This is a genomic window from Mesotoga sp. UBA5825, assembly GCF_002432955.1.
Classification (GTDB): Bacteria; Thermotogota; Thermotogae; order Petrotogales; family Kosmotogaceae; genus Mesotoga.
Map to the genome: position 1 here is coordinate 1 of NZ_DJHG01000058.1, position 23799 is coordinate 23799.

Sequence of the window (23799 nt, forward strand, 5' to 3'; positions counted from 1 at the left end):
TGCAAAGGATGTCCCCGCGTCCTGTTGCAAGTTGGTTCCAGACCCGAGTAACAGGGAGCCAACCTCCCTCCTGAAGAATTTTCCACCCCGAGGGCCGCCGATAGCGGCCCTTTTGTTGAAATGATCCTATTTACATGCTAGAATAATTCTCGTTGGGCGACGTAGCCAAGGGGTCAAAGGCGGAGGTCTGCAAAATCTCTACTCAAGGGTTCAAATCCCTTCGTCGCCTCCAGGAGAGGGCAGCAACGCCCTCTCTCTTTCTATTTCTCTAGCGATTCTCCCGAATACTTGCTCTCTATTCTCAGGAGTTAGCTCTATACTTCTTATTCCCATAGACGACTTAAGGTGACCGATAAATGAGAAGTCGCCCTTTCTAAGAACACACAAGCAATGCCTCGCTCTTCTAAGGGCAGAGACAACCGCTTGCTGAAACTCGGGGGAGTCTTCCTCAAGAAAACCTATCTCATCCATTATCAGGAGATGATCGGATGGAATCTCAATAGCTCCAAGAAGTTTCGTAGCAGATGTGAACCCTTCGTCCACCATCTTTAATCGCCCGTTATCTCGAGAACCTATGAGAAATGAATTGCCATTAAAGAAATTAATGGAAAGGTCAACAAGATCCTCGTCAAAGCGGGTTTCAAACCCTGTGAACTTAGCCAAGGTCTTGACTCTTTCTACAAGATAACTCTTTCCTGAATTTCTCTCTCCTGTTATGAAAAACTTCATAGGAATTCCCCCAACACTATCAACGAAGAATTACGAAGGCATCAACTGCTACAACTTATGCCTCCATAATACTCTATCTGCAACACGCATTAGTATACCTTAATGACTAGGTTCATAAACTCCATGCCTAATAAGCTTCAGAAGATCTTCTGTGTCTTATTTGTGAAGTGTGGTTCGCTTCTTCAATCGAGAAACAAATATGGATAGTTAAGACGAATGAGGAGACACGCCAGTTCTGTTAGGGAAACCCTATCCGTACTGAATGCAAAGGATATGCTAAATGCATCAAGATGGGGTAAAATAGTCGTTGAAGAGCGTCTCGCCGTTCTGGAAGTAGTTTCTCAATGTGCGGTTCTTAGTGGCTGAGAATAGGAAAGAGATCTCTTCGATTCAGGTTTCGAAACTACTTTCTGTAACAGAATCACTTCTAGCAGATGAGCATCTTTGGCGAAGCTACACTAACGATCAACATGGAGTTCTCCTGGAGGTAGAGATGAAGGTTCTGCTTTATTCCGAAGGCAAAAAGCTATTCAGCAAGTCGGGCGTGGGAATGGCTCTCAAACACCAGATGTCTGCTCTTGACAAGGTTGGCGTTGAGTACACAACGAATGAGGAAGACCGTTTTGATGTCGTTCACATCAACACGATCGGACCGGGAGCAGAGAGAGTTCTCAAGAAAGCAAAGAAAGCTCATATTCCCGTCATTTATCATACTCACACGACTTATGAGGATTTCAGAAACTCGTTCACTCTTTCAAATGTCATTGCTCCCTGGCTTAAAAAGAGGTTGATAAAGCTTTACTCATCGGCGGATTTTCTTATTTCCCCAACTGAGTATGCTAAGAAACTCATAATGAACTACGGCATAAATCTGCCGATTAAAGCCGTGTCCAACGGTGTTGACAACAAGAAGTTCAGCAGAAACAAGGCTTTGGCCGAGAAATTCCTGTCAGACAATGAAATTCGAAAACCATTGGTTTTGTCGGTGGGCCTTCCCTTCGAGAGAAAGGGCGTCATAGATTTCTGTCAGATCGCGGAGGCAAGGAAAGACCTTACCTTCTTCTGGTTTGGAGCTAAGATCAGCAGTCTATTACCCGCAAAGATAAGACGTCTTCTGAGAAATCCCCCGGACAATGTGAAGTTCCCTGGTTTTGTTCCTCAAGAGATGATTATTGGCCCCTACTCGGCCTGTGACGTGTTTCTATTTCCAAGCTACGAGGAAACTGAAGGCATCGTAGTCCTCGAAGCGCTCTCAACTGAAGCACCGATAGTACTTAGAGACATCCCGGTCTACAGCGACTGGATGAAGCACAATGAGAACTGTCTGAAAGCCAAGAGCAATGAAGAATTCATGCGACAGATCGATATATTGCTTGAGAGCAATAGTGTTAGGAAGAAGATTACATCTTGTGGGAAGGAGACCGCTCTTGAGAGGGATCTTTCGATTATCGGCCAGAAACTGAAGAGTATCTATCTTGAGGTACTTGACAAGAGACCATGAAGAGAACCACAAGGAACTTTTTGATCGCTATCTCGTTGAGCGTTCTGATTATAGTAATTGTCCTACTTGCTACCGACTTCAACAAATCGATCTCTTATCTTGCAAGTGCCAATCCCGGATGGCTCTTTCTTACTTTTTGTCTGACAGTTGGCACTTGGTTCTTTGAAGCAGTAACCCTTAAGACTTTTGCTTTGATGAGGAGCCTGACAATCCCTTTGACTTATCTTTTCAAGATCACGGTTATTGGAACCTTCTTCAATGGGATCACGCCCTTCTCCTCGGGAGGACAGCCCGCACAGATAGTTTTTATGCAAAGAAAGGGAATATCTGTTGGCGAGTCAACAGCAATGTTGGTCTCAAGGTTCCTGATTTACCAGTCAGTAATTACTGTTCTTGGAGCTGCTGCAATCATTAAGGCTTATCCCATAGTTGTGGGAAGGATTTCCAACTTGGCCGTTCTGTCGATTTTCGGTTTCGTACTCAACAGCTTCGTTTTTGCATTCTTGATTCTATTCTCCTTAAACCAAGGGTTCACGGAAAAGCTAATTCGCTTGATGATCAACTTGCTGAGCAGAATAAGGATCATAAAGGATAGAGATTCGATGATAGAGAAGGCTCTTAGAGAACTGCGTTTCTTCCACTCTTCAATGAAGTGTCTTATAGAAAGACCTGTTACACTTGTCATGGCATCATTGAGTACGCTGGCTCAGCTGATCTGCATGATATCAATTCCGTTTTTTGTTTCACTTTCGATCGGTACTCCCGTCAACTACCTTGAGATCACTTCCGTCCAACTGATACTCTTTCTTGTTGTCTCGCTTATTCCTACCCCGGGAGCAAGCGGTGTTTCTGAAGGCGGTTATGTTCTCTTCTTCAAATCCTTCTTTGGCGATGGGATAGGAGCCGCACTGCTTATTTGGAGATTCTTCAGCTACTACGCCAACATCATTTTCGGTGGAATGCTTTCGGCACACGAAATTGGGTTCAAATCTAAATCTCGTTTCTAATCACTCTCTGGTAAAGATTCAGCGTTCTCTCGACATTCGCTTCCGCTGAGAAGTCTTTAGAAATCTCAACAGAGCGCTTCGACATTCTCTCCATGAGGTCTCTATCTGTAAGCAGCTCAATCGCCGCAGTAGACAACTCTTCTTTTGAGGGGCACATAAACCCGTTCTCTCCATCTAGAACCATATTTGCAATGCTGTCATCCTTGAAGGCCACTACCGGCAGGCCGGATGCCATTGCTTCAAGCGTAACCAAGCCAAAGGTCTCCGTGTGAGAGGCAATCATGAACGCATCACTGCTCTTGTAGGCTAACGTAATCTCATCCGGCCACTTCAAGAAACCTGTGAAGTGAACCCTCTTGCCAACACCCAAGTTTCCTGCAAGTTCCTTCAGTTTGCCCTTTAGAGGTCCGTCTCCAACTAGCAGTAGATGGGAATCCGGCAGAGCTGTGTTGATCCTGGCGAAGTTCTCGATGAGTTTGTCTATACTCTTTTCTTCTCCCAGTCTGCCGACGAAGATCAGAACCTTCTCGTTCTCGCCGATCTTGTACTTGTTCCTAAACGATCTGATTTCATCAATATCGACTTCTTTCATGAAAGGGGCCAGGTCAACGCCATTTGGAATTACCTCTATATGAGACGAAACGCCGTAAGAGAGCAGCAGCTTCTTTATCTTGATCGAAGGTGCGATGACGGCTCTGTTCTTGTCGCAAAACCTTCTATCCTGACCTCTTATATATACTCTCAGAATAGGCTCCATAAAAGGGATATAGTGGACATACTCTTCCATCATCGTGTGATAGGTCGTGACACCAGGAATGTGAAGATTGGAAATCACCATACCAGACAGATATCCTACTATGAGAGACGTATGAGAGTGGACGATGTCTATGTCGAGACTCTTCACAATCTGAATGAGTTCTTTGAAGTTAGTTGGAAGGCCAATTCTATGTTGCTTCTCCCATGGAAATCTCAGCGAAGGGACACGGTAAACGTTCTCCTGAATGCCGGCCTCGGGGTGATCCACTGTGAAAATGTAGACATTGTGTCCTCTTTTCTGAAGATTTTCCTCAAGCATTCTGATCATGGTTACCACTCCGTTAACCTGAGGAGAATAAGTATCACTGAACATCGCTATGTTCATCATATGCCTCCAAACGTCTTGACACCAGTTGCCTTCTGCTTTATAATCTTTACTGTCTTGGGAGATCGTCCAATTGGTAGGACAGCGGACTCTGGATCCGCCGATGGAGGTTCGAGTCCTCCTCTCCCAGCCAGGGGCCGTGAGGCCCTATTTTTTTGCACTGGCAACTGCAAAGAAAACAATATCTTTTACTCCCCCTTCTCTAAGAACTCTAGCACATTGGCTGGCAGTTGCGCCAGAAGTAACAACGTCATCGAAAAGAATCACCGAATCGCATGACGGCTTCTTCTTGAGACGGAACTTGTCCTTCACATTATCAATTCTATCCTTCATTTTGAGAGTAGATTGAGGTACAGTCTTTCCCGATATTGAGAGTATGTTCTCAATCCTTATTTCCACCTTTCGGGAGAGAAATCGCAGTATTCCCAAGTTTGTGTCATAACCTCTCTTTACGAAAGCTTGAAGCGATGTTGGTACCGGAACAACAACGTTCGTTGCCGGGAGAAACGTATTCATCATCTCGAAGGTCATATTTGAAAAAAGACGGGCTATACCCGGTCTGTCTTCGAACTTGTAAGCGTGAATCAGCTCCCTCATCGGGCTTTCGTACTTCCAGTAAGAGAAGGCTGAATCAATGTATGGAAGTTTAAGTGGGGCCATAATCGGACCAGCCATCGAGTTTAAGCACTCGAAGCAAAGGTAATGACCTGGATCTATTTCCTTCTCGCAGGCGAGACAAGAGTTGGGAAAGAAGTGAGAGATGATAGACCTGATCATTAGATCCATCTCTCCCTCTTAAGCTTTCTTAGTTCTCTTAAGATCTTGCTGCTGCTTTCAGCCTGAATGTCTACTCCGGGAGGAAGAGAAGCCTGCAGTTTCCTGGAGTAAGCTCTTCTAGAATCGATTATCCTTTTGTCCAGCACAATCACAACCCCATGGTCACCCCTGGTTCTTATAAGTCTGCCGAGTCCCTGTCGGAAGGCCGTTATCATCTTTGGATAATAATACTTGTTCATACCTTCTACGAAACTCCTCTTCCCGTAATGTTTTATTCTAGCCTCAATTAGCGGTTCATCCGGTCTTTCAAAGGGGAGCTTGTATACAATCAGGAGTTTGAGCTGTTCACCAGGAAGATCTACACCCTCCCAGAATGCTCTGGCTCCGAATATCACGGACTTCTCTGAATTTACGTGGTCTGCAAGAATGGTTGTCGGACTGTCCTCCCTATCTTGAATGTGAATCACCATATCTCCAAGTCCGCCGGAGATTCTGGAAAGAGTCCCTTTCATGTCTTCGTAAGAAGTGAAAAGCACCATTGAACCACCACCTACTATCTTCAAGGCTTTGAGCGTTATATCCGCCGCACTTTCGAGATAGATTAGCGAATTCGGAAGATAGTCGGGCAGATCGGTCGGGACGAAGAACTTAAGCTGCTGCGTATAATCAAATGAAGTTCCGAGCCTAACCGCTTCATTGTTACTGCTTGTTCCAAGTATTCTTCTGGCGTAATTGAAGCCATCGCTACCCCTGCTGTAAACCCACAGAGTCGCAGAGATGAAAATCTTGACGCTTACATCGGGGAAGATTGATGCCATCAAGGTATCGTTTTCCACAGGTGAGGAAATTATGCTGAGGCTATCGAGGCGCCTTTCAAATCGGCTTACATAAACAACCCTCGACTCCTGAGAAGAAGTGATTCCCGCTATCTGTTTCATCCATTCCCTTGTTTCAGTGAGAATCCTGCTTACTTCAGCTTCTAAACCATCTATCTTTTCATTTCTTTCCTCTACATCATCCAGCATCTGCATCGTCTGGGTACCAATATATACGTGTGTCTGAAGAGTATCGGAAATTGCTACGAGCATAGATATTATCACTTCGAGTTCTCTTCCAGTGAATGTAGTTCGGTTTCCGGATTCAGAACTGCCTGTAACCCTGACAAGCTCTGTGATCTGTTTGTCCAGACTAGCGGTTGCTTCTTTGAGCTTTGTCCACAGTCTTCTCAAAAAATCCTCGTCAAAGTGCCTCTTCAGAAATCCAAAGGAATTCCTAACTGCCTTTATGAGTCTTCTCACAGTACCGGCCAGCTCGTACGGCTGAAAGCGGTAGCTCATGGCCTGTGTCAATGAAGCCTCGAGCTCATGTGCCTCATCCACAACGAGATATTTGAATCCCGGGAGAAGAGTTCCGATATCTTCTCGCTCTTCGGCGTCTCCGTCGGAAAGTCTTATGTTTGCTTCGCTAAAGAGGAAGGAGTGATTCGTGATAACTATGTCGGAGCATTTCGCGTTTTCTCTCTGGACGTAATAAGGACAGATCTCGAAGAAAGGGCAGAGTCGTCTCGTGCAGTCGAATCTGTTTCCAGAAATCATTCTTCTCATCTCTTCTTTCAACGGAAGCGTGTCGAGATCTCCCTCGCAAGTTATCATAGACCAGATGAGTATTCCTGAAAGTTCCTTTGACATCTCTTCATCCAACATCTTGTTGAGAGCGAGGGTCACGACCTCAAAAAGCTTTCTGACACAAAGATATCTTTCTCTCCCCTTCATTACCGAAACACGCAGATCATCAAGGTTAGGAAAGGTCCTCAGCACCTCCACATCTTTCTTAAAGAGCTGATCTTGAAGGATTCTTGTTCTTGTAGAGACAACTGCCTGATTCATAGTCGAGATACAGGCGTATGCAATCGGTGCCAGGTATGCTATACTCTTTCCGGTTCCAGTACCGACCTCGATCATTAGATTGCCGTCTCTTTCAATTGACTCTGCGATTTCAAGAGCCGTCATGAACTGCTCTTGTCTGAATTCGTATCCCTTCATTGAATCCTGTAGGAGCCCACCCTCACTGAAAACCAGTTTTACGGTCTTCTGAAGATTGATCCTGGGATTGCCCCTTTCTCTTCTTTCATTCCTCTTGAGAGCGGAAAGCACATAATCCTCCCACGGATCTAGAAACTCGCTTTCCCTAAGTGCAAGAAGAAGGAAGTTCCTCAGCCCACCGTTTTCCACGGTCTTCTCAACTATCGATGAGAGCCCTGCTGGCATTTTCTTAAGAGCCTTTCTGTACTGAAGAATCCGAGTCCCGAGATCCTTAGACTCCGACTGAAAAAGAAAGCTTCTCAGATATCCTTCATCGATAGCTATCTTCTGGAGATACTCACTGTCCAACGACCCATCCACAAAAAGACAGTCTTCACCTCTCTCCGAAAAGAACGAAGGAAGGTCTTCGATATTCATTGAGACGAATGGAGAGTTCTGAGAAATCCGTCTCAAGCTAATTTTTGTTTTTGCGTTCCGTTTGAAAATATTACCTAGCAGAATCTCTCCCAAGAAGCACCTCAAAATAAAAAAACCGGGCTATGAACCCGGTTCAGTGGTGCCGAGGGCGGGACTTGAACCCGCATAGGCTAAACTGCCCACATGGACCTCAACCATGCGTGTCTGCCAATTCCACCACCTCGGCAACGTCACACGTCAGAAATTATAACTTGACCGGATTCCTTTGTCAAGAAGGAAAGTGCGAGAATGGTTTATATAAGCATATCAAAACCGAGTTTGGACAGTTCTTCCTGAATTATATATCTGTCAACGATTGCATTCTCGTATTCAACTTCTATCACTCCGCTGGCAACATCTGCCTGAGCCTTAACTATGCCGTCGAGCGACCTTAGTCTCGCAACTATTCTAGCAGCACCATCTTCAGTGATCTCGTTTCTGATCTGAAATAACCTCATTACCCTGGGCATTTTTATCCCCCCAAAATCATCCCATCGTGAATTAACCGACCACTTACAGCATCCTTGGGTCTCATCGGTTTCTTCCCGGGTAACTGCACTAACGATATAATAACATTTCCAGTGCCACAGCTAATAACCATTCCACGGTCATCAATTTCCACAATTTCGCCGATTCTACGGCCTTTCCCATAGAAGTCAATTACTGAAGCCCCATACAACTTTATCGGTTTACCTTCAAGCTCTGCTCTTGCTCCCGGACGGGGGTCGTAAGCTCTTATCTTATTCACTACCCTCACAGGATCAGAGAAATCTGTGATGACGAGATCCGAAGATTGGATTTTAGGTGCGTTCGAAAACTCTCCTTGCTGTGGAGAAAGCTTCAGCTTTCCCTCGTTTACGATTCTCAAAAAGTCCAGCAATGTTTCTGTACCAAGCTTTTCAAGCTTCGTGTAAAGCGTTCCTAAAGTGTCCGACGATTCTATTTCGATTTCTCTTTTGAGAGCAATCTCACCAGTATCCATTCCTTCATCAATCTTGAATATCGTTATTCCCGTCTTTGTCTCTCCACTTTCTATTGCTCGCTGAATCGGGGCTGCACCTCTATATTTGGGCAGAAGAGAAGCATGAACGTTGAAACAACCGATGGTTGGAAGGTTTATAACACCCGACTTAAGAAGTTTTCCAAATGCCACAACAACGATAATATCTGGAGATAGCTCCAAAAGTTTTTCGAACCCTTCATCAGAATTGATCTTTTCAGGCTGAAAAACTGGTATTCCGTAGCTAGTGGCGACTGTCTTCACCGGGGTGGGTTCTACTCTCCGCCCTCTCCCCTTAGGCCTGTCAGGCTGTGAAAAGACTCCTGCCACGTTGTTCCCCGATTCTACAATCGCCTTGAGATGAGCAGCCGCAAATTCGGGAGTTCCCATGAATACGATCTTCATTTTATCTTATGCTTTCCTTAATTATCTGATTCAATTTTGGTTTCAGCACCGCTCTTTTTGATGAGGAAAGATAATCAACGAATAGCACTCCTTCAAGATGATCGCTCTCGTGCTGCACTATTCTCGCAGGATAGTCCGTCAAATCCTCTTCGTGGTGCCGGCCATATTCATCCTGATAATGTATTCGAACTGCAGACGGCCTGATGATATCGGCGTAAATTCCGGGTATGCTGAGGCAACCCTCTTCCATCCTTACTGTCTCATCACTCTTGGAAATAATCTCTGGATTAATTACTACCCTCAACCCGTCTCCGGGGTCGTAAACAAAAATCCTCCGGGACACAGCCACTTGCGGTGCTGCGAGGCCCACGCCGTCCTCAACGTACATCGTCTTGCTCAACTCTTTCACGAACGCTCTGAGATCATCGTCGAAAACTTTGACACTCTCGGAAACATTTCGAAGTATGGGGTTTCCTATATAAATCACTTTCATTCCGACCACCCTTCCGAAATCTCCTTCAGTTCCTCAAAATACTCTTTATCGGTCATAATGGCATGGAGAGGGGTTATCGATACGAAGTTGGATTTAACTGCGTTGAAATCACAATCAGTAGAACATTCATCTTCAACTACCTCTCCGAATATCCAGTAGTAGTTGTTCCCATAAGGGTCCTTTCTCTTTTCAAAATAATCCTTGTATCTTCTTCTGCTCTGTCTGGTCACTTTCCAACCCTTCAGTTCCTCGTACTTGACTGAAGGAACATTTATATTTAGAGCCGTGAAGTCCGGCATCTTACTGACATCGTAGATTTTGAGAAAATTGACCATGAATCTGGCTGCGGTTTCATACTCGGGATTACTCCAGTCACTGCTTGAGACCGCAATCGATGGGGTATCAGTTACTGCGCCCTCTAGAGCACCTGAGACTGTTCCGGAATAAAGAACATCTATTCCCATATTCTGCCCTTTGTTCACCCCGCTTATCACAAGATCTATCTTCCTATCCGAAATCGCAAGTAATCCGAGCTTTACGCAATCAGCCGGAGTACCATTAATTGCATAGCCGATGTTTTTATTACCAACTTTGACTTCCTTGGCCCACAGCGGAGTTCTGATTGTTATTGCGTGTCCAGTCGCGCTTCTTTCGACATCGGGTGCAACTACAAGGACTTCATGCTCTTCAGAAAGCGTTTCGGCAAGCAAAATAATCCCGGGCGACATGATTCCATCATCGTTTGTAACGAGGATATTCAATATTCGTGCCTCCTTTCACCTATTCATACAAATCATCTTGTATACTTATTTTACATTATGCATCTAGACTTTTCTTTTTTACTCAAGGAGAGAAATATGAATCTTACAGAGCTGATGGACTGCATTCCACACTTGCGAGAAATCCTCCACATCGTTAGGGAAGCCTTTGAAGACTACGATGACCCTGCTCATGATATTTCCCACACTTTCAGGGTAACGGAGAATGCGAGCGAAATTGCTTCTCGGGAGAGGTGTGACCTTCAAAAGGCAGTCATCGCCGCACTCCTTCATGACATTAAGCGGCCTCAAGAAGCTCTAACCGGCATCGATCATGCAGAATCCGGCGCGGAATATGCTTTAGGACTTCTACCGACCATGGAATTCAACTTTTCGTTTATCTCGGAAGTCTCGCAGGCGATTAGATCGCACAGATACTCCGGCGGTTTAACACCTACCAGTGTGACGGGAAAGATCCTCCAGGATGCGGACAGACTAGACGCTATAGGTGCAGTGGCCATAGCAAGGGTCGTTGCCTATTCCGGAAAGGTCGGAACTCCTCTTCACTCTCTCCAATTCGGTCCGTGCAACTCTTATAGCGGCAATTCGCGTAGTTCTATCAATCATTTTCACGAGAAGATACTTAAGATAAGACCGGAAACTTTCTGGACGGGAACTGCAAGAAAAATGGCTGAGGACCGCTACAGTTTCGTTGTGGAGTTTGTGAAGAGGTTCCTAGCAGAATGGGGACAAATCTAAACCTCAGTACCTAATTTCGAAGTTATTGAACGGCTTGAATGGGAGCTCTTCAATTTCTGTCTTTGTAATGCTGGCATAGGATGGACCCCTATCTATTCTTTCAACGAAAGCATCGATTTCCTCATCACATCCGGAACAAACGATCTCCACACTTCCATCGGGCTCGTTCCTCACAAAACCCGTCACCCCAAGAGACGTGGCGGTGTGAAGGGCAAAGTACCTGAAACCAACGCCCTGCACACGCCCAAAGACTCTTATCATGAGAGTTTTCTTACAGGCCAAGCTCTTCACCTACAAGAACGATCGTGTAGCGCCATGGTCTTCTTCTCGAATCGATTATTATCGAGTACGTTTCACATATTCTTTCTTCGCTGCTGCAGTCGGAGCAAAATCCGGTTGTCACGCAGGGAGTATGCAAGTTCAGCCTCTTTGCATTCATCGGTGCTATCGACTTGATCCTCTTGATGCCTGCATCCAGATCGTTCACGACTTTATTAATTCCGGCGACAAAAATCACCTTCTCGGGGCCGAACGTTACTGCAGCGGCCCTGTTGCCGCTCCCATCCAGCAGTAGAATCTCTCCATTCTCTGTGATGGCATTCGCGCTACATAGATAATAGTCGGACTCAAATGCCTTGATCATGATCTCCCTTTTCTCTCTATCTTCGGAAACCGAGTCTCTGTCAAGAAATTCATATTTCCCCGACCTCAACAAATCCATTACTCCAGACTCCTGAAGCGTCACCGATCCGCCTGAACTAACGGTAGCTCCATCGGGAATCAGCTTATGAACTTCTTCGACCACCATTTCTATATCTGGGAGGTAAATCACCCTCACGGATTTGCTTTCAAAGACTTCTATGAGTTTCTGCGCCAGTTTTTCATTCTTCCATCGTCTAAGACTGTTCCTCATCACGAACTCCCTTCTTTGAGAGAAATCTGCCTTTAGTCAGCTCTCCGCAGTAATAATTCGAATTTCCTCTAGAATGTAATGATCTCGGCTCCACGCTCCACATATGGTGCCAGCGGAACGTGGTTCCTCATGTCCCCATTCAGGGGGAGACCCTCTTTCTCTACTATGTCAAGGACGCCCATCATTTTCGAACAACCATAACATACGGCCTTTATAAGGCCCCTTTTCTTCGCTTCAATGTAAATCTCATGAACAGGATCCTTTTCATGTGTAATCTCTTTCATGAGACGGGGAGATTCTCCCTCCATTACGACAGATACGGCAAATCCCTTTTCCGACATGTCAAGTGCATTCAGCAAAGCATGAAGAAAACAAGATTTCTTCCCTTCAAAAGCCAATATCAGTACTTCATGTGCCATTCATCCACCTCCAAGCAGTTTGTTAAGCTTCATCGCAAAGGCCAGATCGCCCGATACCCTTAAACTTCCAGTCATGAAAGCTGTCAGAGGATTCACAACTCCTTCAATCAGTCCTTCAAAGGTCGCGAAATCTGTGCGTATTGAGCAATCCGAAGGTCGTTCTTCTTCAAAAACCTCTAGCCTGCCATCGCAGATCTCGACAGTGAATCTCTGTGGATCACCTCCTTCGATAAAGAACGAGAATTTTCCAGTAATCTCCGAAAGCATCTCAGCTTCCAATCCCTTGATCTTCTCAATAGCTTTCCTGACTGTCATCAATCTACCTCCTCGCTTCTGCTTTACATACAAAGTCTAACATTTTGTTGTACAATGAGATCAAAATTTCTTATAAATGGAGGCGCTGCTTTGAGGAAACGATTCTTTCGCTATTTCGATTCAGTAATCAAAATGGAAGTTGAAAGAGAGGGAAAGACGAAGTTCGAAACTGATTCGGTATTGACCGCGCCTGCAGAAGAACTGGACAGCGACGTGGCAAATCATCTCTTCCAAGGGTTGAGGCTGCACGGGCTAGAAGGATCCTCATCGCAGGACTTCAACGAGATGGAGATTGTAGAAACGACAGATGGATTCAGTATTAAAATCGAACTACATGACGACCAGGCAGTTCTTGGACTCGGACAATCGATCGGCCCTCTCAACAAAAGGGGCGCAGTTTATGAGATGTACAATACCGATGAACCTGATCATTCTCCCTCAAAGAAAAGGCTTTACTCAACGCTTCCAGTATTCTATATAGCTTCAGCCAGGAGACAGATCGGCTTCTTTCTAGATCACCCGGGATACTCCAGATTCGACGTAGGCTTCGAAACGCGAGACAGGCTGAAAATCGATATAGAAGGCGATGGTTTTAGTCTTTTCATGTTCTTTGAGAGCCCACATGAGACTATAAGAGACCTATTCAGACTAACCGGGAACCCTTTGTTCTTACCCGCCTGGGCTTTGGGTTATCATCAGTCAAGATGGTCGTATGGAGATGAGAAATCCGTTATTGAAATCGCGGAAAATCTCAGGAACAAAAAGATACCATGCGACGCAATACATCTGGATATTGACTACATGGACAGTTATAAGGTATTCACTTGGGATGAGAATAGCTTCCCCAATCCGTCGTCAATGATAGAACGACTATCTAATATGGGCATTAAGATCATTTCAATAGTAGATCCGGGTGTTAAGGCAGTTGAAAACTACGACATCTATGAGGATGGCCTCAAGGGTGACTTCTTCTGCAAGAAGGAAGATGGTACCCCCTTTAGACCTGCAGTCTGGCCTGGAGAATCCAGACTCCCGGACTTCCTGAACTCTGCTACGAGAAATTGGTGGGGAGAACATTATGACAGGCTCTTGAAGGACGGAGTCTCTGGCTTCTGGAACGACATGAATGAGCCCTCGATTTTCTACACACCTGAATTGCTCAAAGAGCTACAACAGCTTGCAACCGAAATAGATGACAATGGAATTGAAACGGAATTCCTTTTTGCGAGGATTGCCTCAAAGAAGAAGTACTACGACTACGGGAAGGATTTTGTTCAGACTGATGATAATGGGATCGCTCACTTGCATAGAAAGGTACGAAACATCTATGGGTTCAATATGGCTCGAGCAGCATTCGAGGGAATAAGGAAAAGCAGGCCCGATTCAAGACCCTTCATTATCACTAGATCGTCATATCCCGGCATTCAAAGATACGCGATCCTTTGGACGGGCGATAACGAGAGTAGTTGGGAACAGCTGCTAAGCGAAATCAGGCTAATCCAATCCATTTCGCTTGCAGGAGTAAGCTTTGTTGGTTGCGATGTGGGCGGCTTTGGCGGCGATTGTAGCGGAGAGCTGCTTGTACGATGGACTCAACTGGGGGCCTTTCTTCCCTTCTTCAGGAATCACAGTGCCATTGGAACGAGGAGACAGGAACCTTGGGCCTTCGACAGCGAGGTGGAGAGGCTCATTAAGAAGGCAATAGAGCTTCGTTACTCATTGCTTCCCTATTTCTACACAATTCATAAGCAGTCAGCCGACGGAAAAATGACAATGATTAGACCCCTCCCGATTGTCTGGCCCAAAGACAGGGAAACTTATAACGCCGACGATCAGTTCATGATAGGTCCGTCTATCATGGTTGCTCCCATTTACCAGAGGAATTCAAAGGGTAGGCACGTTTATCTTCCAGAAGGAGAATGGCTAGATCTTAACACGAAGAGAGCATTCGCTTCAGGCCATGTCTGGACAGAGGCTCCTTTAGATACCATTCCCTATTTCTTGAAGGAGGACTCCTTGGTCGTTACTACCTGCAGCTCTCAATTTGTTGAGAGCGGATCCTGGGGAGATCTTCGAATCATAGGTTTTGTTAAGAATTATGCGGAGTTTGAACTGTATGAAGACGACGGAATTAGCAACGCTCACGAAACCGGCGAATATTCTTTGAAGAAAATAGTTGTGCGCAGTTGTACAGATGGAATTAGAATTGAAGTTCTACCCAAAACAGGTAGCTTCAAATGCAGAGAGAGATCATTGACATTCGAAGTTCACAACGGAGAAAGGCTGTACACTGTGAGCGTGCAGGATTCTCCTGAGGGTTGTGAAGTTCTAGTAAAGTAGTGCGAAATCTATGTAGGGCAGGAGTCTCATGCTTTCAAGCATGATTCCTGCTTTTATTTTCATTGGGTAAGCTGCGTAAAGGTAGACCGTCTCAAACTTATATATAGCCAGTCTCCAGGAAAAGCTCCTTCCTATCAACGTATCGATCTTCGCTCCAATTCCTTCCTCAGAAAGGTGAACAAGATTAATAAGATTGAACCCTCTCCTCGAAATAGTGTAGTCAGACGAGATTGAAAGGCCAACGACTATGTTGGAATCGTCCCTGAAATCCCATAGCTCAACCGGTACTAGAGATGGATCTTCTCCGAAAGTCACCCTAGAAAAGATAGCTGAATCTAATGCAAATCCGTTTTTCTTCCAGTCAAAATCGACTCTTATCCCCACGTCCACAAGATTTGAAGTTGCCGTCTGCGTATCCCTAACGGCAATATTCGTCTTCAGTGATGCCTGACCCCCGTAAAGCACAGATGAATCCTGAAGAACAACGTTAATTGATCCCGAGACTTGCAGGGGATAATTGAGCTCGGCCTTCCAGCCGAAAGCAAGTTTGGGATTAATGACATACTGACGATAAGCCTCCAAAGAAGCTTCGACATTGAGATCCGAAAACTCGAACGAAAGGGTGAAATCAACGGGCGTGTAGTCAATACTACACAGTTCGAGGTGGAGGCTCGGAAGCATTGTCCCAAAGTCGAAAGATCCACCGGCAATCAGATGGTTGTGAAATGTAAGATCGGAAAAAAGCAAAGACAGACCCTTGTAAGGAATGGGAGACACAAATCTCCAACTTGTGAAACCTTCGTATTTCTCGCCTTCTAATGGCTCAGGAACTCGCATCTCAACACTCGTTTCCTTGAGCTTGAACTCAGTGGTCTTTGATTCAACTGAGTACAACAACTTGTTTCCCTTGACCTGACCGACAGCCACAATTCCTTCTCTTGTTCTGGCAGGATCTCTGACGTACCTGGGAAAGGTGGCAAGACTTGTCATCTCGCCTTCAGATGTGACAAGATAAACACTGCTGCCAAATCCGTTCTCCACCGAAATAAGAAATCCGCCTGAAGTCCAGCTTCCAAGTGAGAAGTCCTTATCGATTTTGTACATTAAAGGGGCATCGAAACCCGATGAGTAGAATGCAATATACTTGTTTCCGCGCATATTGACTCTGAACGCTACGAGCGCACCATCTTGAGATGCTCTGACGCTAGTGATCTGCATTTCCGGGTCTATTGCCGCGAATATCGTCGTCACCCTTTCATTTCGAAGTGAGAGGATTTCCACAGACATAGTCCCCAAACTATTCCTCAGAATTGCTAGACGATCTTTTCCGGCGAAATCGATTCCGACAAGGTGGGAGTACTTCGTTCGCTCAAGCCTTCCTTCCCTGAAGAAGTAAAGCCTTGTTTCGGAGACTTCCTTCTCAAAAAGCAACAATGCAATTTCATTCTCAAAAACAGCGAAATCAATGATCTCCATGCTGGTTCTGAGAATTTCGGTGTCTTCCCTATATAGCGTGTAGTATCTTTGCTCTCTATCAAACCCAATATAATACAGTCTATTCGCGTAGGTCTTTGATCTGTAGTGACTGACAAATTCCCCGATATCCGAAGAGAGTCTGTGGATAGATGGAGTCTCTACTCCTTTCCACTTTTCCGATTCAAAATCGATAAACTCCGCCTTTAGCTCCTGATAGCTTTTACCATATACTCTCTCAAAAGAAAAATCAATTCCGGCAAATCCAAGAATCCCCGACTTTATCCTGACCAATTCCTGAATGCTTTCAAAGCCATAGGTCTCATATAGAAATGTCAGGAACGCATAGCCGTAATTGTAATAGGCCTCTCCCCCGATGCCGCTGTGACCGGATACTACGGTCTCCTCGAGAAAGGGGTCCTCTCTGTCAAGTTGATCCCAAAGAAAAGGCAAGCGTCTGTAATCGTACTCATAAAGGTCTCCAATAAGTTCGCTCCCTAACTGCGCAAAGCCTTCGGTGAACCACATGGGCTGAAGGGCGTTAGGAAGGTAAAGTCTTGAGAAATAGTTTCTCAGAAAGTTTCCAACTTGAGTTGTTGCGGTCATCTGAAAAAGATGACTAAGTTCGTGAGCGATCACTTCTTCCAACCAGAAGCCGTCATTTCTGTAGGGATAGTCGAGACCGATCGTCATTATGTAGATTGATTCCATGACTGGATTTGCCAGACCGTTTGACCGATCCTCATAGCCTCCGATCAATATGGAGATCTTGTCTCTGAAAGGGTTTCCGAACAATTCACTCAAGCCAAGGAAGGTATTTTCTGCAATCTCTTCAATTTGGGAAACCGAACCGGCCACTTCGTTATGGTATATATAAACAAAGTGCTCTGATTCATGCTTCAACCAGTCCAGATCTCTGAATGAATATCCACTTACGATGACCGAAATCAGCAGAACAAAAAACAGAATATATCTTCTGAACAAAACAACACCGCCTTCTTGAAAAGGAGATCACTACTATTATAGACTATGCAAAGGCGACAAGGCCCTAAGGTTGCCGGTTACTTCATCGCAGTGCTATTATTGGTTGAGGTGCTTTATGGCAGAGATTGAAAGAGATAGGCTCTTGGCATATTTTGCAGGAATCGGTTCTTCAGTTATCTTTGGTCTTTCCTTTCTATTTACGAAGAACGCACTTGAATATACAAATCCCATGTACTTTCTTTCGTACAGATTTTCTGTTGCCTTTCTGACTATTTCATTGTTTAGATTGTTTGGTATCGTCAGAATCAGACCCTACAGAGCAGTTTTTAAAGACCTTCTTCTTCTCAGCCTTGTTCAACCGGTCATGTACTTCATCTTCGAAAATGTTGGGGTCTCTTTGTCCACTTCATCCGAAGCTGGAATACTCCTTTCGACAATTCCAATATTCGTACTGATTTTCGCCAGGATATTTCTTAAGGAGAGACTTGCCGCTCCTCAGATAATCTCAGTTGTGACTGCGCTATTTGGCATAACTTTGATAACCGCCGGAAAGGGGATTTCCTCAGGAAGCAGTCCACTGGGGCCGATCATTTTGATAGGCAGCACAATCTCGGCAGCCTTCTATAACATTCTCTCGCGAAAAGCCTCTGTCAGGTTTAGTTCATGGGAGATCACATATCATATGATGACGATGGGCTTCATCTCTTTCACCGTAATCGCACTTATATTGTCTTTGTCAAGAGGAGAGTTTTTGTTCTATATCGGCGGAATTGCTCAGCCTGGTGTCGCCATTGCTGCGCTTTACCTCGGCACATTATCGTCGGTCGGAGCATTCTTCTTGATCAACTTCATGCTGTCCAAGCTTGAAGCATCGCGCTCAACCGTCTTTGTCTACCTTTCAACAGTTGTATCTCTTTTCGCAGGCGTGATTTTCAGGGGAGAAAGATTCGGACCAATTCAGATGTTTGGAGTAGCTCTTATTCTCTTCGGAGTATGGGGGGCCAACGCGCTGTCGAAGAGGAAAATCAAGGAGGGGTCGAAATGATGAAAATGAAGAGCGTCGTTACTACGGTTTTCGTCTTGGCAATGACAATTGCCAGAGGAGTATCCTTTCTTACTACTGCAGATTCAACACCCTCAGTAGTGATCATTGAGAGTTCACTGGAACTGAATATGTCTCGACTCGATAACAATTGGTGGTCAGCAGAAGTTAATATTGAGCCAGGTCTCTATCATTACTACTATTCCACAGAAGATGCGACTTTTCTTGACCAAAGGAATCCTGACAAGTCGTACAAAGATGGAGCAGAACTATCAGTGTTAAGAGTAGAAAACCTTGGAGACCTGCAAGACTTTGCCAGACACAGTGTTGGCGACAGAGATTACTTCAACCCGGTAAACGAAAATGAATTCTACTTTGCCGTTTCACTTCCTATTGGAACTACTTATCAGCTCAGCCTCATTGTCGATGGGAATCGCTACAATCTAGAGTATCTACGCGACTTCGGCAAAGATAGCTTTTATCGTACAGACAGGATAAAAGTTGAAAACTTGGAGTATTACTTCGAGATACAGGATGGAGACAACTCAGTGGTCCTCGATTCTCTCGGACTGTGCCAAGAGTTACGTCTTCCATTCATTTTCGAGAAAGATAGGCTTCCCATAACATATTTTGATCTTCCGGAATGGTCAAAGGGAGCCGTTTATTATCAGATTTTTCCTGAGAGATTCGCAAATGGAGATCCCAGAAACGATCCTGTTGGAGTTCAGCCGTGGAATTCTGATCCTGTTTTCGCCAACCTCGGCGGCGATGGCTTTTTCGGAGGAGACCTCAAAGGGATCATCGATCGTTTCGATCACATTCTTGAGCTGGGAGTAAATGCGATATACCTGAACCCGATCTTTGAAAGCCCTTCGAGTCACAAGTACGATACTGAAGACTACCTGAAGATCGATGACAATTTCGGCGACGACTATGTTTTCGAGGAGCTCATTTCACTGGCAGAAGATTCTGGCATCAAATTGATTCTGGATGGAGTCTTCAATCATACCGGCTACGACTTCTTCGCCTTCAAAGATCTCCGTGAAAGAGAGGAGACTTCCCCCTACAAGGACTGGTATTTTGTCAAACGCTTTCCAATAAGGAAGATCCAGGATAGGGCAATGACATATGTGGGATGGAACGGCTACGCATATATGCCTAAGATAAACAGCCTCAACGAAGGCTGGCAGGCTTACGTGGAACAACTTGTACGCAAGTACGATCTTGAAGGAATCGGTGGCTGGCGTCTCGATGTTGCAACGGAAGTTGACCCTCTATTCTGGAGTGATTTCTTCAGACCACTTGTGAAGGGGTTAGACAAAGAAAAATTGCTTGTCGCGGAATTTTGGGGAGACGCCAGAGCACTGCTTAGAGGCAAGTCTTTTGATTCGGTTATGAACTACCCCTTTAAGGATGCGGTTGTGGAGTATGTTTTCAGAGCGGGAAACTCTGCTGCAAAGTTCGCAGCTATGACTAATCTGTATCTCAACGCTTATCCGCCTCAGACTCTGCATTCTCTCTGGAACATTCTCGACAGCCATGACACCGAGAGAATTCTTACCCTTGCCTTCAATCAGGTTGATCTTCTGAAGATAGCAGTGGCAATTCAGATGACTTTCATCGGCAGCCCTGTAATTTACTACGGAGACGAAATCGGAATGAAGGGGGGAAAGGATCCGGAGAACAGAGCTCCCATGATCTGGGACGAAGAGAGATGGAACTGGGAAATCTACGAATTCTACAAGAAGCTAACAGAGCTTAGAGAGTCTCACGAATCTCTTCGTACCGGAGAATATGAAGTCATGACAACCAGTGGCCCCGTTCTCTCTTACAGAAGATGGAACGATCAGGATGAAGTAATTGTTGTAGTTAATCCATCACGAGAAAGCGTCTCCTTCAGTCCTTCGACAAGTGGCGAATTCTTTGAGTATCTTTCCGGAAGAATACTGGTAATTGATCAGCACACAGTAGAGATCCCTGCTATAACAGTTTGGATTCTTGTTAGGAACGAGAGCGGTGAACTGGCTTCTGCCGACAACTCTTGATATCGAGTTCTAAAGTCCCGTCAACTATTCAACCATAACCGAGGTTATTGTCGGTAGTTGATTCAGGCGGCTCATTCTAAACCTTCTCGTGCTTCTCGCTTTTCTATCCATATGCTTCGGGGAGGTAGTTCAACTTCCATAACGGAAGGAATTACGCCTGACCAATCCTGATACATCTTCTTGAGCTTAATTGAGTGCCGAGGTGTATCGGTAAGATTCACGAAAGAGGTGACGTCATAGACGGGTGCATTTCTCGTACAGGTTGCGAAGACTCCGTTCATGCCGTCAAGGAAGACCCTGGGTTCTCCTCCCCTAAGCTGCATCGCTTCCATGAGCAAAGAAATCCCGTCGCGGCCAACCTGAGACATGTCATCACTGGTAAGCATCATTCCATCAAGTAAACCCACAGATAATGCAAATACTCGCTTCTCTTCTTCGGTAAGTCCGCAGTTCCTCAAAACAATCGTATCGGGATCATTCAGCCACAGCCTGCGGTGCATGAAGGACCTTGTGTAGGCATTTCTCAAGCTGTACCTTGCGCTCGGAACTCCTATATCCATCGTTTCCCCATTCCACTCGGGCGCAGTATCGGACCCGATTCTCATACCATCAACATAACCTACTGAGGGAAGCAGAGGAGCTCCACAGCCAAGAATGAAGCAATCATCTCCGGCAGCAGCTCTAATTGTCTGCATTCCACTTCTATACGCCTCAACCGGTGTTAAGAATTCGTTGAAGCGCCCTCCAGGAATCGCACCAGCGAAGAGAAAATCTATTTTCAAATAGTCAAAGCCATAACTCCTTATTGTCTTTATAAGCCTTTCGAGGTGAAGTAGAACTTCTGGATTAGTCGTGTCAAGAGCGAAAATCTGCTTATTCCAATTTCTGTATGCTACTCTGGGATTGCCATCACTGTTCTTTACAAACCATTCTTTGTGCTCGTTGAACAGCCTTGAGGATTCGGAAGCAGAAAATGGGGCTATCCACAGTCCCGCTTTGAAGCCTTTTCCCCTAATTTCAGAAGCGATTTCTTTCAAGTCCGGAAATTTGGAGTTGGTCGTCAGCCAGTCGCCTATTTCCTTTTCGTAACCATCGTCAAGCTGAACCAGTCTGTAATCGATTTTCTCGCGATCTCGAATTTCGGCAAGAAGCTTCACATTCTTCGACAACTCATCGAAAGTTATGTCGGTGAAGTAATGGTACCAACTACACCAACCTATCCCTTCAAACTCATTAAACTCAACCTCATTACTCTGCTTTATGAGATCAGCATACTTTTCAAGCATAGTCCAGAGGCTTTTATTACCAAGAATAACCATCTCTTCGAGTTCTATTGACTCGCCCGATGCAAGTTCAGTACCGAAGAGATCCACTGAACCAATGATGCTCAAGGTCTCATCGTCCCATAGGAAATACTGGTGAGTGAATTGATTCGAGACAAAACCTACAAGGAGCTCGTCGGTGGCAATGAAGTAATCACTAGGTCTTTGCCCTTTCCTAAGGAGCTCAGGTATTGGGGAGGCGGCAAAGAGACTTATTCCTTGAGAATCTGCGTACTGAACAAACGAATCCACTAATGGTCGCTCCCAGTAAGCCTTGAATGGGAACCATGACTGCCAGTTGTTGTAGTAAACGGGCTCACTAACATCCTGGATTTCGATTAGATCGATCTTGCCAACTTTCTTAGGAGAGGGATCTTCGTTGCGAATTGAGACTCTGAGCAAAACTCCCGATGAGTCTGGAAGGTTTGAAAAGCCATAGATAAGGACAAGGTTTTCTCTCTCTATCTTGAACTCTCTCGCGCTGCTAAGGAACAGCTCCTCTATTCCCGCGATTCTTATCTTCAACACTTCAAATCACCTCACAACCTTGTTGTCTATTATAGGCCAACAAGAAAACAAGTTGAATCGCGGTTTCATTACTGATGCTGAGAGGAAAGACGTTTATGACTCCAATTCTGGTTGTCGGTTTTTCTTGCTCTTTCAGACGCCGGGTTCCTTTCTTTCTCGGGGCAGGTACAAAGAACAGAATCATTCATTTTCTTGGTTGCTCCTAGATTGCTTCAAGAGCTGCACCTAGATCTTCCAGAAGATCTTCAACATCCTCGATCCCCACCGAAAGCCTTACCCCTCCTTTGGATAGACCCACTTCACTAAGCTGTTCATCTGTAAATGAAGAGTGACTGGTGAGAACAGGTATCGTGACAAGTGATTCGACTCCGGCCAGACTTGTTGCTTCTAGAAAGAGCTTGCTGCTTCTTATGAATCTTTTCGCTTTTTCCAGATTCTCCAGCTCAAGATACACGACTCCCCCAAAGCCTTTGCAATCTGCAAAGCAGCTAGGTTTAGTGTTCATCAAAGAAGGATAAGAGACTCTACGCACTTTTGGACTTTTCGAGAGAAAAACCGCTACTTCTTCCCCGTTCTTATTATGCAGTTCCATTCTGGGACCAAGAGTCTTCACTCCACGACTGACCAGAAAAGCATCAAATGGAGCTCCATTCGTGCCCAACCTAATCATTTTCTGTCTAACAAGCTTCTCAGAATCGCCTTCGCTGAAGGCGGCAAAGCCCGCAATGACATCGGAATGGCCATTCACATACTTAGACAGACTCTGGATATCTACGTCGGCACCATGTTCAAGCGGCCTAAAATTGTAGGGAGACAGAAATGTATTGTCGACTATCAAAAGCGCTCCGCTCTTCTTTGTTATCTTTGATATGTTTTCGATTTCCGATAAGACCAGGTTCGGATTTGCCATTGACTCAACATACACGATAGCGGTATTGTAGTCGACAAGATTCTCAAGGTCTTCTAACTTTGACTGGTCAAATCTCCTGACCTCTACTCCCATGCCGGGTAGTTCCGCGATAAGACTCTGAGTCCCTCCGTAAACGTTTTTCGAAATCACCAAGTTCATCCCTGACTTGAGAAAAGTGAGAAATACCGTAGTGATAGCGCCCATTCCCGATGAAAAGAACACTCCGCCTTTTCCTCCGAAAAGATCGGACAGCTTCCTTTCTAAAACTCCTATCGACGGATTTCCGACCCTTGTATATAAGGTCTCTGAGGTTTCGCTGAGATACTTGTCGTCATTTGCCAGGAAGTTCGAAGTCTGGAAAATTGGAGTTGTTACGGCGTCGCAAACTTTTTGCTCTTCGCCACTATGAATAGCTCTAGTATTGAAGCCAGTCATCTTCC

General features: G+C 45.2%; 21 protein-coding genes and 3 tRNA genes. 8 read left to right on the plus strand and 16 right to left on the minus strand.

The genetic code is table 11. The annotated features are described in order from the left end of the window. Positions 1 to 155: 155 nt before the first annotated feature. Positions 156 to 232 (plus strand) — tRNA-Cys (locus tag B3N33_RS05515). Here the strand turns inward: B3N33_RS05515 and B3N33_RS05520 are convergent. Further along, complete coding sequence (locus tag B3N33_RS05520; RefSeq protein ID WP_292590114.1) at positions 211 to 729, minus strand: nucleoside-triphosphatase; 519 nt, start codon at positions 727 to 729, stop codon at positions 211 to 213. The genes B3N33_RS05515 and B3N33_RS05520 overlap by 22 nt on opposite strands. A 493-nt stretch (positions 730 to 1222) precedes the next feature. On the opposite strand from B3N33_RS05520, the gene B3N33_RS05525 reads away from it, so the two are divergent. Together B3N33_RS05525 and B3N33_RS05530 are read left to right on the plus strand one after the other, a co-directional pair. Then, positions 1223 to 2230 (plus strand): glycosyltransferase, encoded by a 1008-nt coding sequence (locus B3N33_RS05525; RefSeq protein ID WP_214059938.1) that lies wholly within the window; start codon positions 1223 to 1225, stop codon positions 2228 to 2230. Next, on the plus strand, positions 2227 to 3237 hold the full coding sequence (locus tag B3N33_RS05530; RefSeq protein ID WP_214079273.1) for a lysylphosphatidylglycerol synthase transmembrane domain-containing protein: 1011 nt from the start codon (positions 2227 to 2229) through the stop codon (positions 3235 to 3237). The genes B3N33_RS05525 and B3N33_RS05530 overlap by 4 nt, the downstream gene beginning before the upstream one ends. Here B3N33_RS05530 and B3N33_RS05535 read toward each other — a convergent pair. Further along, complete coding sequence (locus tag B3N33_RS05535) at positions 3221 to 4378, minus strand: glycosyltransferase family 4 protein (protein ID WP_214059940.1); 1158 nt, start codon at positions 4376 to 4378, stop codon at positions 3221 to 3223. The two genes, B3N33_RS05530 and B3N33_RS05535, sit on opposite strands and share 17 nt — an antisense overlap. Positions 4379 to 4436: 58 nt before the next feature. Between B3N33_RS05535 and B3N33_RS05540 the strand changes: the two genes are divergently transcribed. Then, positions 4437 to 4511: transfer RNA gene (locus B3N33_RS05540), tRNA-Gln, on the plus strand. A 14-nt stretch (positions 4512 to 4525) separates the two neighbouring features. Here B3N33_RS05540 and B3N33_RS05545 read toward each other — a convergent pair. From B3N33_RS05545 to surE, 7 genes are all read right to left on the minus strand, one after another. Further along, complete coding sequence (locus tag B3N33_RS05545) at positions 4526 to 5164, minus strand: ComF family protein (protein ID WP_292592430.1); 639 nt, start codon at positions 5162 to 5164, stop codon at positions 4526 to 4528. After that, a complete protein-coding gene (locus tag B3N33_RS05550; RefSeq protein ID WP_292590116.1) occupies positions 5155 to 7707 on the minus strand; it encodes an ATP-dependent DNA helicase in 2553 nt (850 codons plus the stop codon). Before B3N33_RS05550 ends, B3N33_RS05545 begins: the two co-directional genes overlap by 10 nt. Before the next feature lie 44 nt (positions 7708 to 7751). Next, positions 7752 to 7840: transfer RNA gene (locus tag B3N33_RS05555), tRNA-Leu, on the minus strand. A gap of 67 nt (positions 7841 to 7907) precedes the next feature. Continuing rightward, the gene (locus B3N33_RS05560) at positions 7908 to 8123 is read right to left on the minus strand and encodes a heavy-metal-associated domain-containing protein (RefSeq protein ID WP_214060156.1); all 216 of its coding nucleotides are present in this window, start codon (positions 8121 to 8123) and stop codon (positions 7908 to 7910) included. Positions 8124 to 8125: 2 nt separating this feature from the next. Next, positions 8126 to 9058: a methionyl-tRNA formyltransferase gene (gene fmt, locus B3N33_RS05565; RefSeq protein WP_292590117.1), complete on the minus strand. Its 933-nt coding sequence runs from the start codon at positions 9056 to 9058 to the stop codon at positions 8126 to 8128. 1 nt (position 9059) lies between these two features. Beyond that, the gene (def, locus tag B3N33_RS05570) at positions 9060 to 9551 is read right to left on the minus strand and encodes a peptide deformylase (protein WP_292590118.1); all 492 of its coding nucleotides are present in this window, start codon (positions 9549 to 9551) and stop codon (positions 9060 to 9062) included. Beyond that, on the minus strand, positions 9548 to 10312 hold the full coding sequence (gene surE / locus B3N33_RS05575; RefSeq protein ID WP_099830924.1) for a 5'/3'-nucleotidase SurE: 765 nt from the start codon (positions 10310 to 10312) through the stop codon (positions 9548 to 9550). Before surE ends, def begins: the two co-directional genes overlap by 4 nt. Positions 10313 to 10408: 96 nt before the next feature. On the opposite strand from surE, the gene B3N33_RS05580 reads away from it, so the two are divergent. After that, the gene (locus B3N33_RS05580; RefSeq protein ID WP_292590119.1) at positions 10409 to 11068 is read left to right on the plus strand and encodes an HD domain-containing protein; all 660 of its coding nucleotides are present in this window, start codon (positions 10409 to 10411) and stop codon (positions 11066 to 11068) included. A gap of 3 nt (positions 11069 to 11071) precedes the next feature. Here B3N33_RS05580 and B3N33_RS05585 read toward each other — a convergent pair whose 3' ends face one another. The 4 genes from B3N33_RS05585 to B3N33_RS05600 form a co-directional block, all read right to left on the minus strand. Beyond that, positions 11072 to 11350, minus strand: a complete 279-nt coding sequence (locus tag B3N33_RS05585; RefSeq protein WP_292590120.1) for an acylphosphatase — start codon at positions 11348 to 11350, stop codon at positions 11072 to 11074. After that, on the minus strand, positions 11340 to 11981 hold the full coding sequence (locus B3N33_RS05590) for a lactate utilization protein (RefSeq protein WP_099830921.1): 642 nt from the start codon (positions 11979 to 11981) through the stop codon (positions 11340 to 11342). Before B3N33_RS05590 ends, B3N33_RS05585 begins: the two co-directional genes overlap by 11 nt. 68 nt (positions 11982 to 12049) lie before the next feature. Then, positions 12050 to 12400, minus strand: coding sequence for a hypothetical protein (locus tag B3N33_RS05595; protein ID WP_099830920.1), 351 nt, complete (start codon positions 12398 to 12400; stop codon positions 12050 to 12052). Further along, on the minus strand, positions 12401 to 12715 hold the full coding sequence (locus B3N33_RS05600) for an SCP2 sterol-binding domain-containing protein (protein WP_099830919.1): 315 nt from the start codon (positions 12713 to 12715) through the stop codon (positions 12401 to 12403). Between the two features lie 90 nt (positions 12716 to 12805). Between B3N33_RS05600 and B3N33_RS05605 the strand changes: the two genes are divergently transcribed. Beyond that, a complete protein-coding gene (locus B3N33_RS05605; RefSeq protein ID WP_292592432.1) occupies positions 12806 to 15055 on the plus strand; it encodes a TIM-barrel domain-containing protein in 2250 nt (749 codons plus the stop codon). On the opposite strand, the gene B3N33_RS05610 is transcribed toward B3N33_RS05605, so the two are convergent. Beyond that, entirely contained in the window at positions 15044 to 17512 is a 2469-nt protein-coding gene (locus B3N33_RS05610; protein ID WP_292590123.1) for a hypothetical protein, read from the minus strand. The genes B3N33_RS05605 and B3N33_RS05610 overlap by 12 nt on opposite strands. 115 nt (positions 17513 to 17627) lie before the next feature. Here B3N33_RS05610 and B3N33_RS05615 point away from each other — a divergent pair, with 115 nt between their 5' ends. Both B3N33_RS05615 and B3N33_RS05620 read left to right on the plus strand, forming a co-directional pair. Next, the gene (locus B3N33_RS05615; RefSeq protein ID WP_292592434.1) at positions 17628 to 18557 is read left to right on the plus strand and encodes a DMT family transporter; all 930 of its coding nucleotides are present in this window, start codon (positions 17628 to 17630) and stop codon (positions 18555 to 18557) included. After that, the gene (locus tag B3N33_RS05620; protein ID WP_214059837.1) at positions 18554 to 20599 is read left to right on the plus strand and encodes a glycoside hydrolase family 13 protein; all 2046 of its coding nucleotides are present in this window, start codon (positions 18554 to 18556) and stop codon (positions 20597 to 20599) included. Before B3N33_RS05615 ends, B3N33_RS05620 begins: the two co-directional genes overlap by 4 nt. Before the next feature lie 71 nt (positions 20600 to 20670). Here B3N33_RS05620 and B3N33_RS05625 read toward each other — a convergent pair whose 3' ends face one another. Both B3N33_RS05625 and B3N33_RS05630 read right to left on the minus strand, forming a co-directional pair. Further along, positions 20671 to 22449: a glycoside hydrolase family 36 protein gene (locus B3N33_RS05625; protein ID WP_292590126.1), complete on the minus strand. Its 1779-nt coding sequence runs from the start codon at positions 22447 to 22449 to the stop codon at positions 20671 to 20673. 202 nt (positions 22450 to 22651) lie between these two features. After that, positions 22652 to 23794 (minus strand): trans-sulfuration enzyme family protein, encoded by a 1143-nt coding sequence (locus B3N33_RS05630; RefSeq protein ID WP_292590128.1) that lies wholly within the window; start codon positions 23792 to 23794, stop codon positions 22652 to 22654. Between the last annotated feature and the right edge of the window lie 5 nt (positions 23795 to 23799).

What these genes read in the sequence shown, in the direction of transcription:
- B3N33_RS05520 (WP_292590114.1), bottom strand. Translation starts at nt 729, where the DNA reads ATGAAGTTTTTCATAACAGGAGAGAGAAATTCAGGAAAGAGTTATCTT.
- B3N33_RS05525 (WP_214059938.1), top strand. Translation starts at nt 1,223, where the DNA reads ATGAAGGTTCTGCTTTATTCCGAAGGCAAAAAGCTATTCAGCAAGTCG.
- B3N33_RS05530 (WP_214079273.1), top strand. Translation starts at nt 2,227, where the DNA reads ATGAAGAGAACCACAAGGAACTTTTTGATCGCTATCTCGTTGAGCGTT.
- B3N33_RS05535 (WP_214059940.1), bottom strand. Translation starts at nt 4,378, where the DNA reads ATGAACATAGCGATGTTCAGTGATACTTATTCTCCTCAGGTTAACGGA.
- B3N33_RS05545 (WP_292592430.1), bottom strand. Translation starts at nt 5,164, where the DNA reads ATGGATCTAATGATCAGGTCTATCATCTCTCACTTCTTTCCCAACTCT.
- B3N33_RS05560 (WP_214060156.1), bottom strand. Translation starts at nt 8,123, where the DNA reads ATGCCCAGGGTAATGAGGTTATTTCAGATCAGAAACGAGATCACTGAA.
- fmt (WP_292590117.1), bottom strand. Translation starts at nt 9,058, where the DNA reads ATGAAGATCGTATTCATGGGAACTCCCGAATTTGCGGCTGCTCATCTC.
- def (WP_292590118.1), bottom strand. Translation starts at nt 9,551, where the DNA reads ATGAAAGTGATTTATATAGGAAACCCCATACTTCGAAATGTTTCCGAG.
- B3N33_RS05580 (WP_292590119.1), top strand. Translation starts at nt 10,409, where the DNA reads ATGAATCTTACAGAGCTGATGGACTGCATTCCACACTTGCGAGAAATC.
- B3N33_RS05590 (WP_099830921.1), bottom strand. Translation starts at nt 11,981, where the DNA reads ATGAGGAACAGTCTTAGACGATGGAAGAATGAAAAACTGGCGCAGAAA.
- B3N33_RS05595 (WP_099830920.1), bottom strand. Translation starts at nt 12,400, where the DNA reads ATGGCACATGAAGTACTGATATTGGCTTTTGAAGGGAAGAAATCTTGT.
- B3N33_RS05600 (WP_099830919.1), bottom strand. Translation starts at nt 12,715, where the DNA reads ATGACAGTCAGGAAAGCTATTGAGAAGATCAAGGGATTGGAAGCTGAG.
- B3N33_RS05615 (WP_292592434.1), top strand. Translation starts at nt 17,628, where the DNA reads ATGGCAGAGATTGAAAGAGATAGGCTCTTGGCATATTTTGCAGGAATC.
- B3N33_RS05620 (WP_214059837.1), top strand. Translation starts at nt 18,554, where the DNA reads ATGATGAAAATGAAGAGCGTCGTTACTACGGTTTTCGTCTTGGCAATG.
- B3N33_RS05630 (WP_292590128.1), bottom strand. Translation starts at nt 23,794, where the DNA reads ATGACTGGCTTCAATACTAGAGCTATTCATAGTGGCGAAGAGCAAAAA.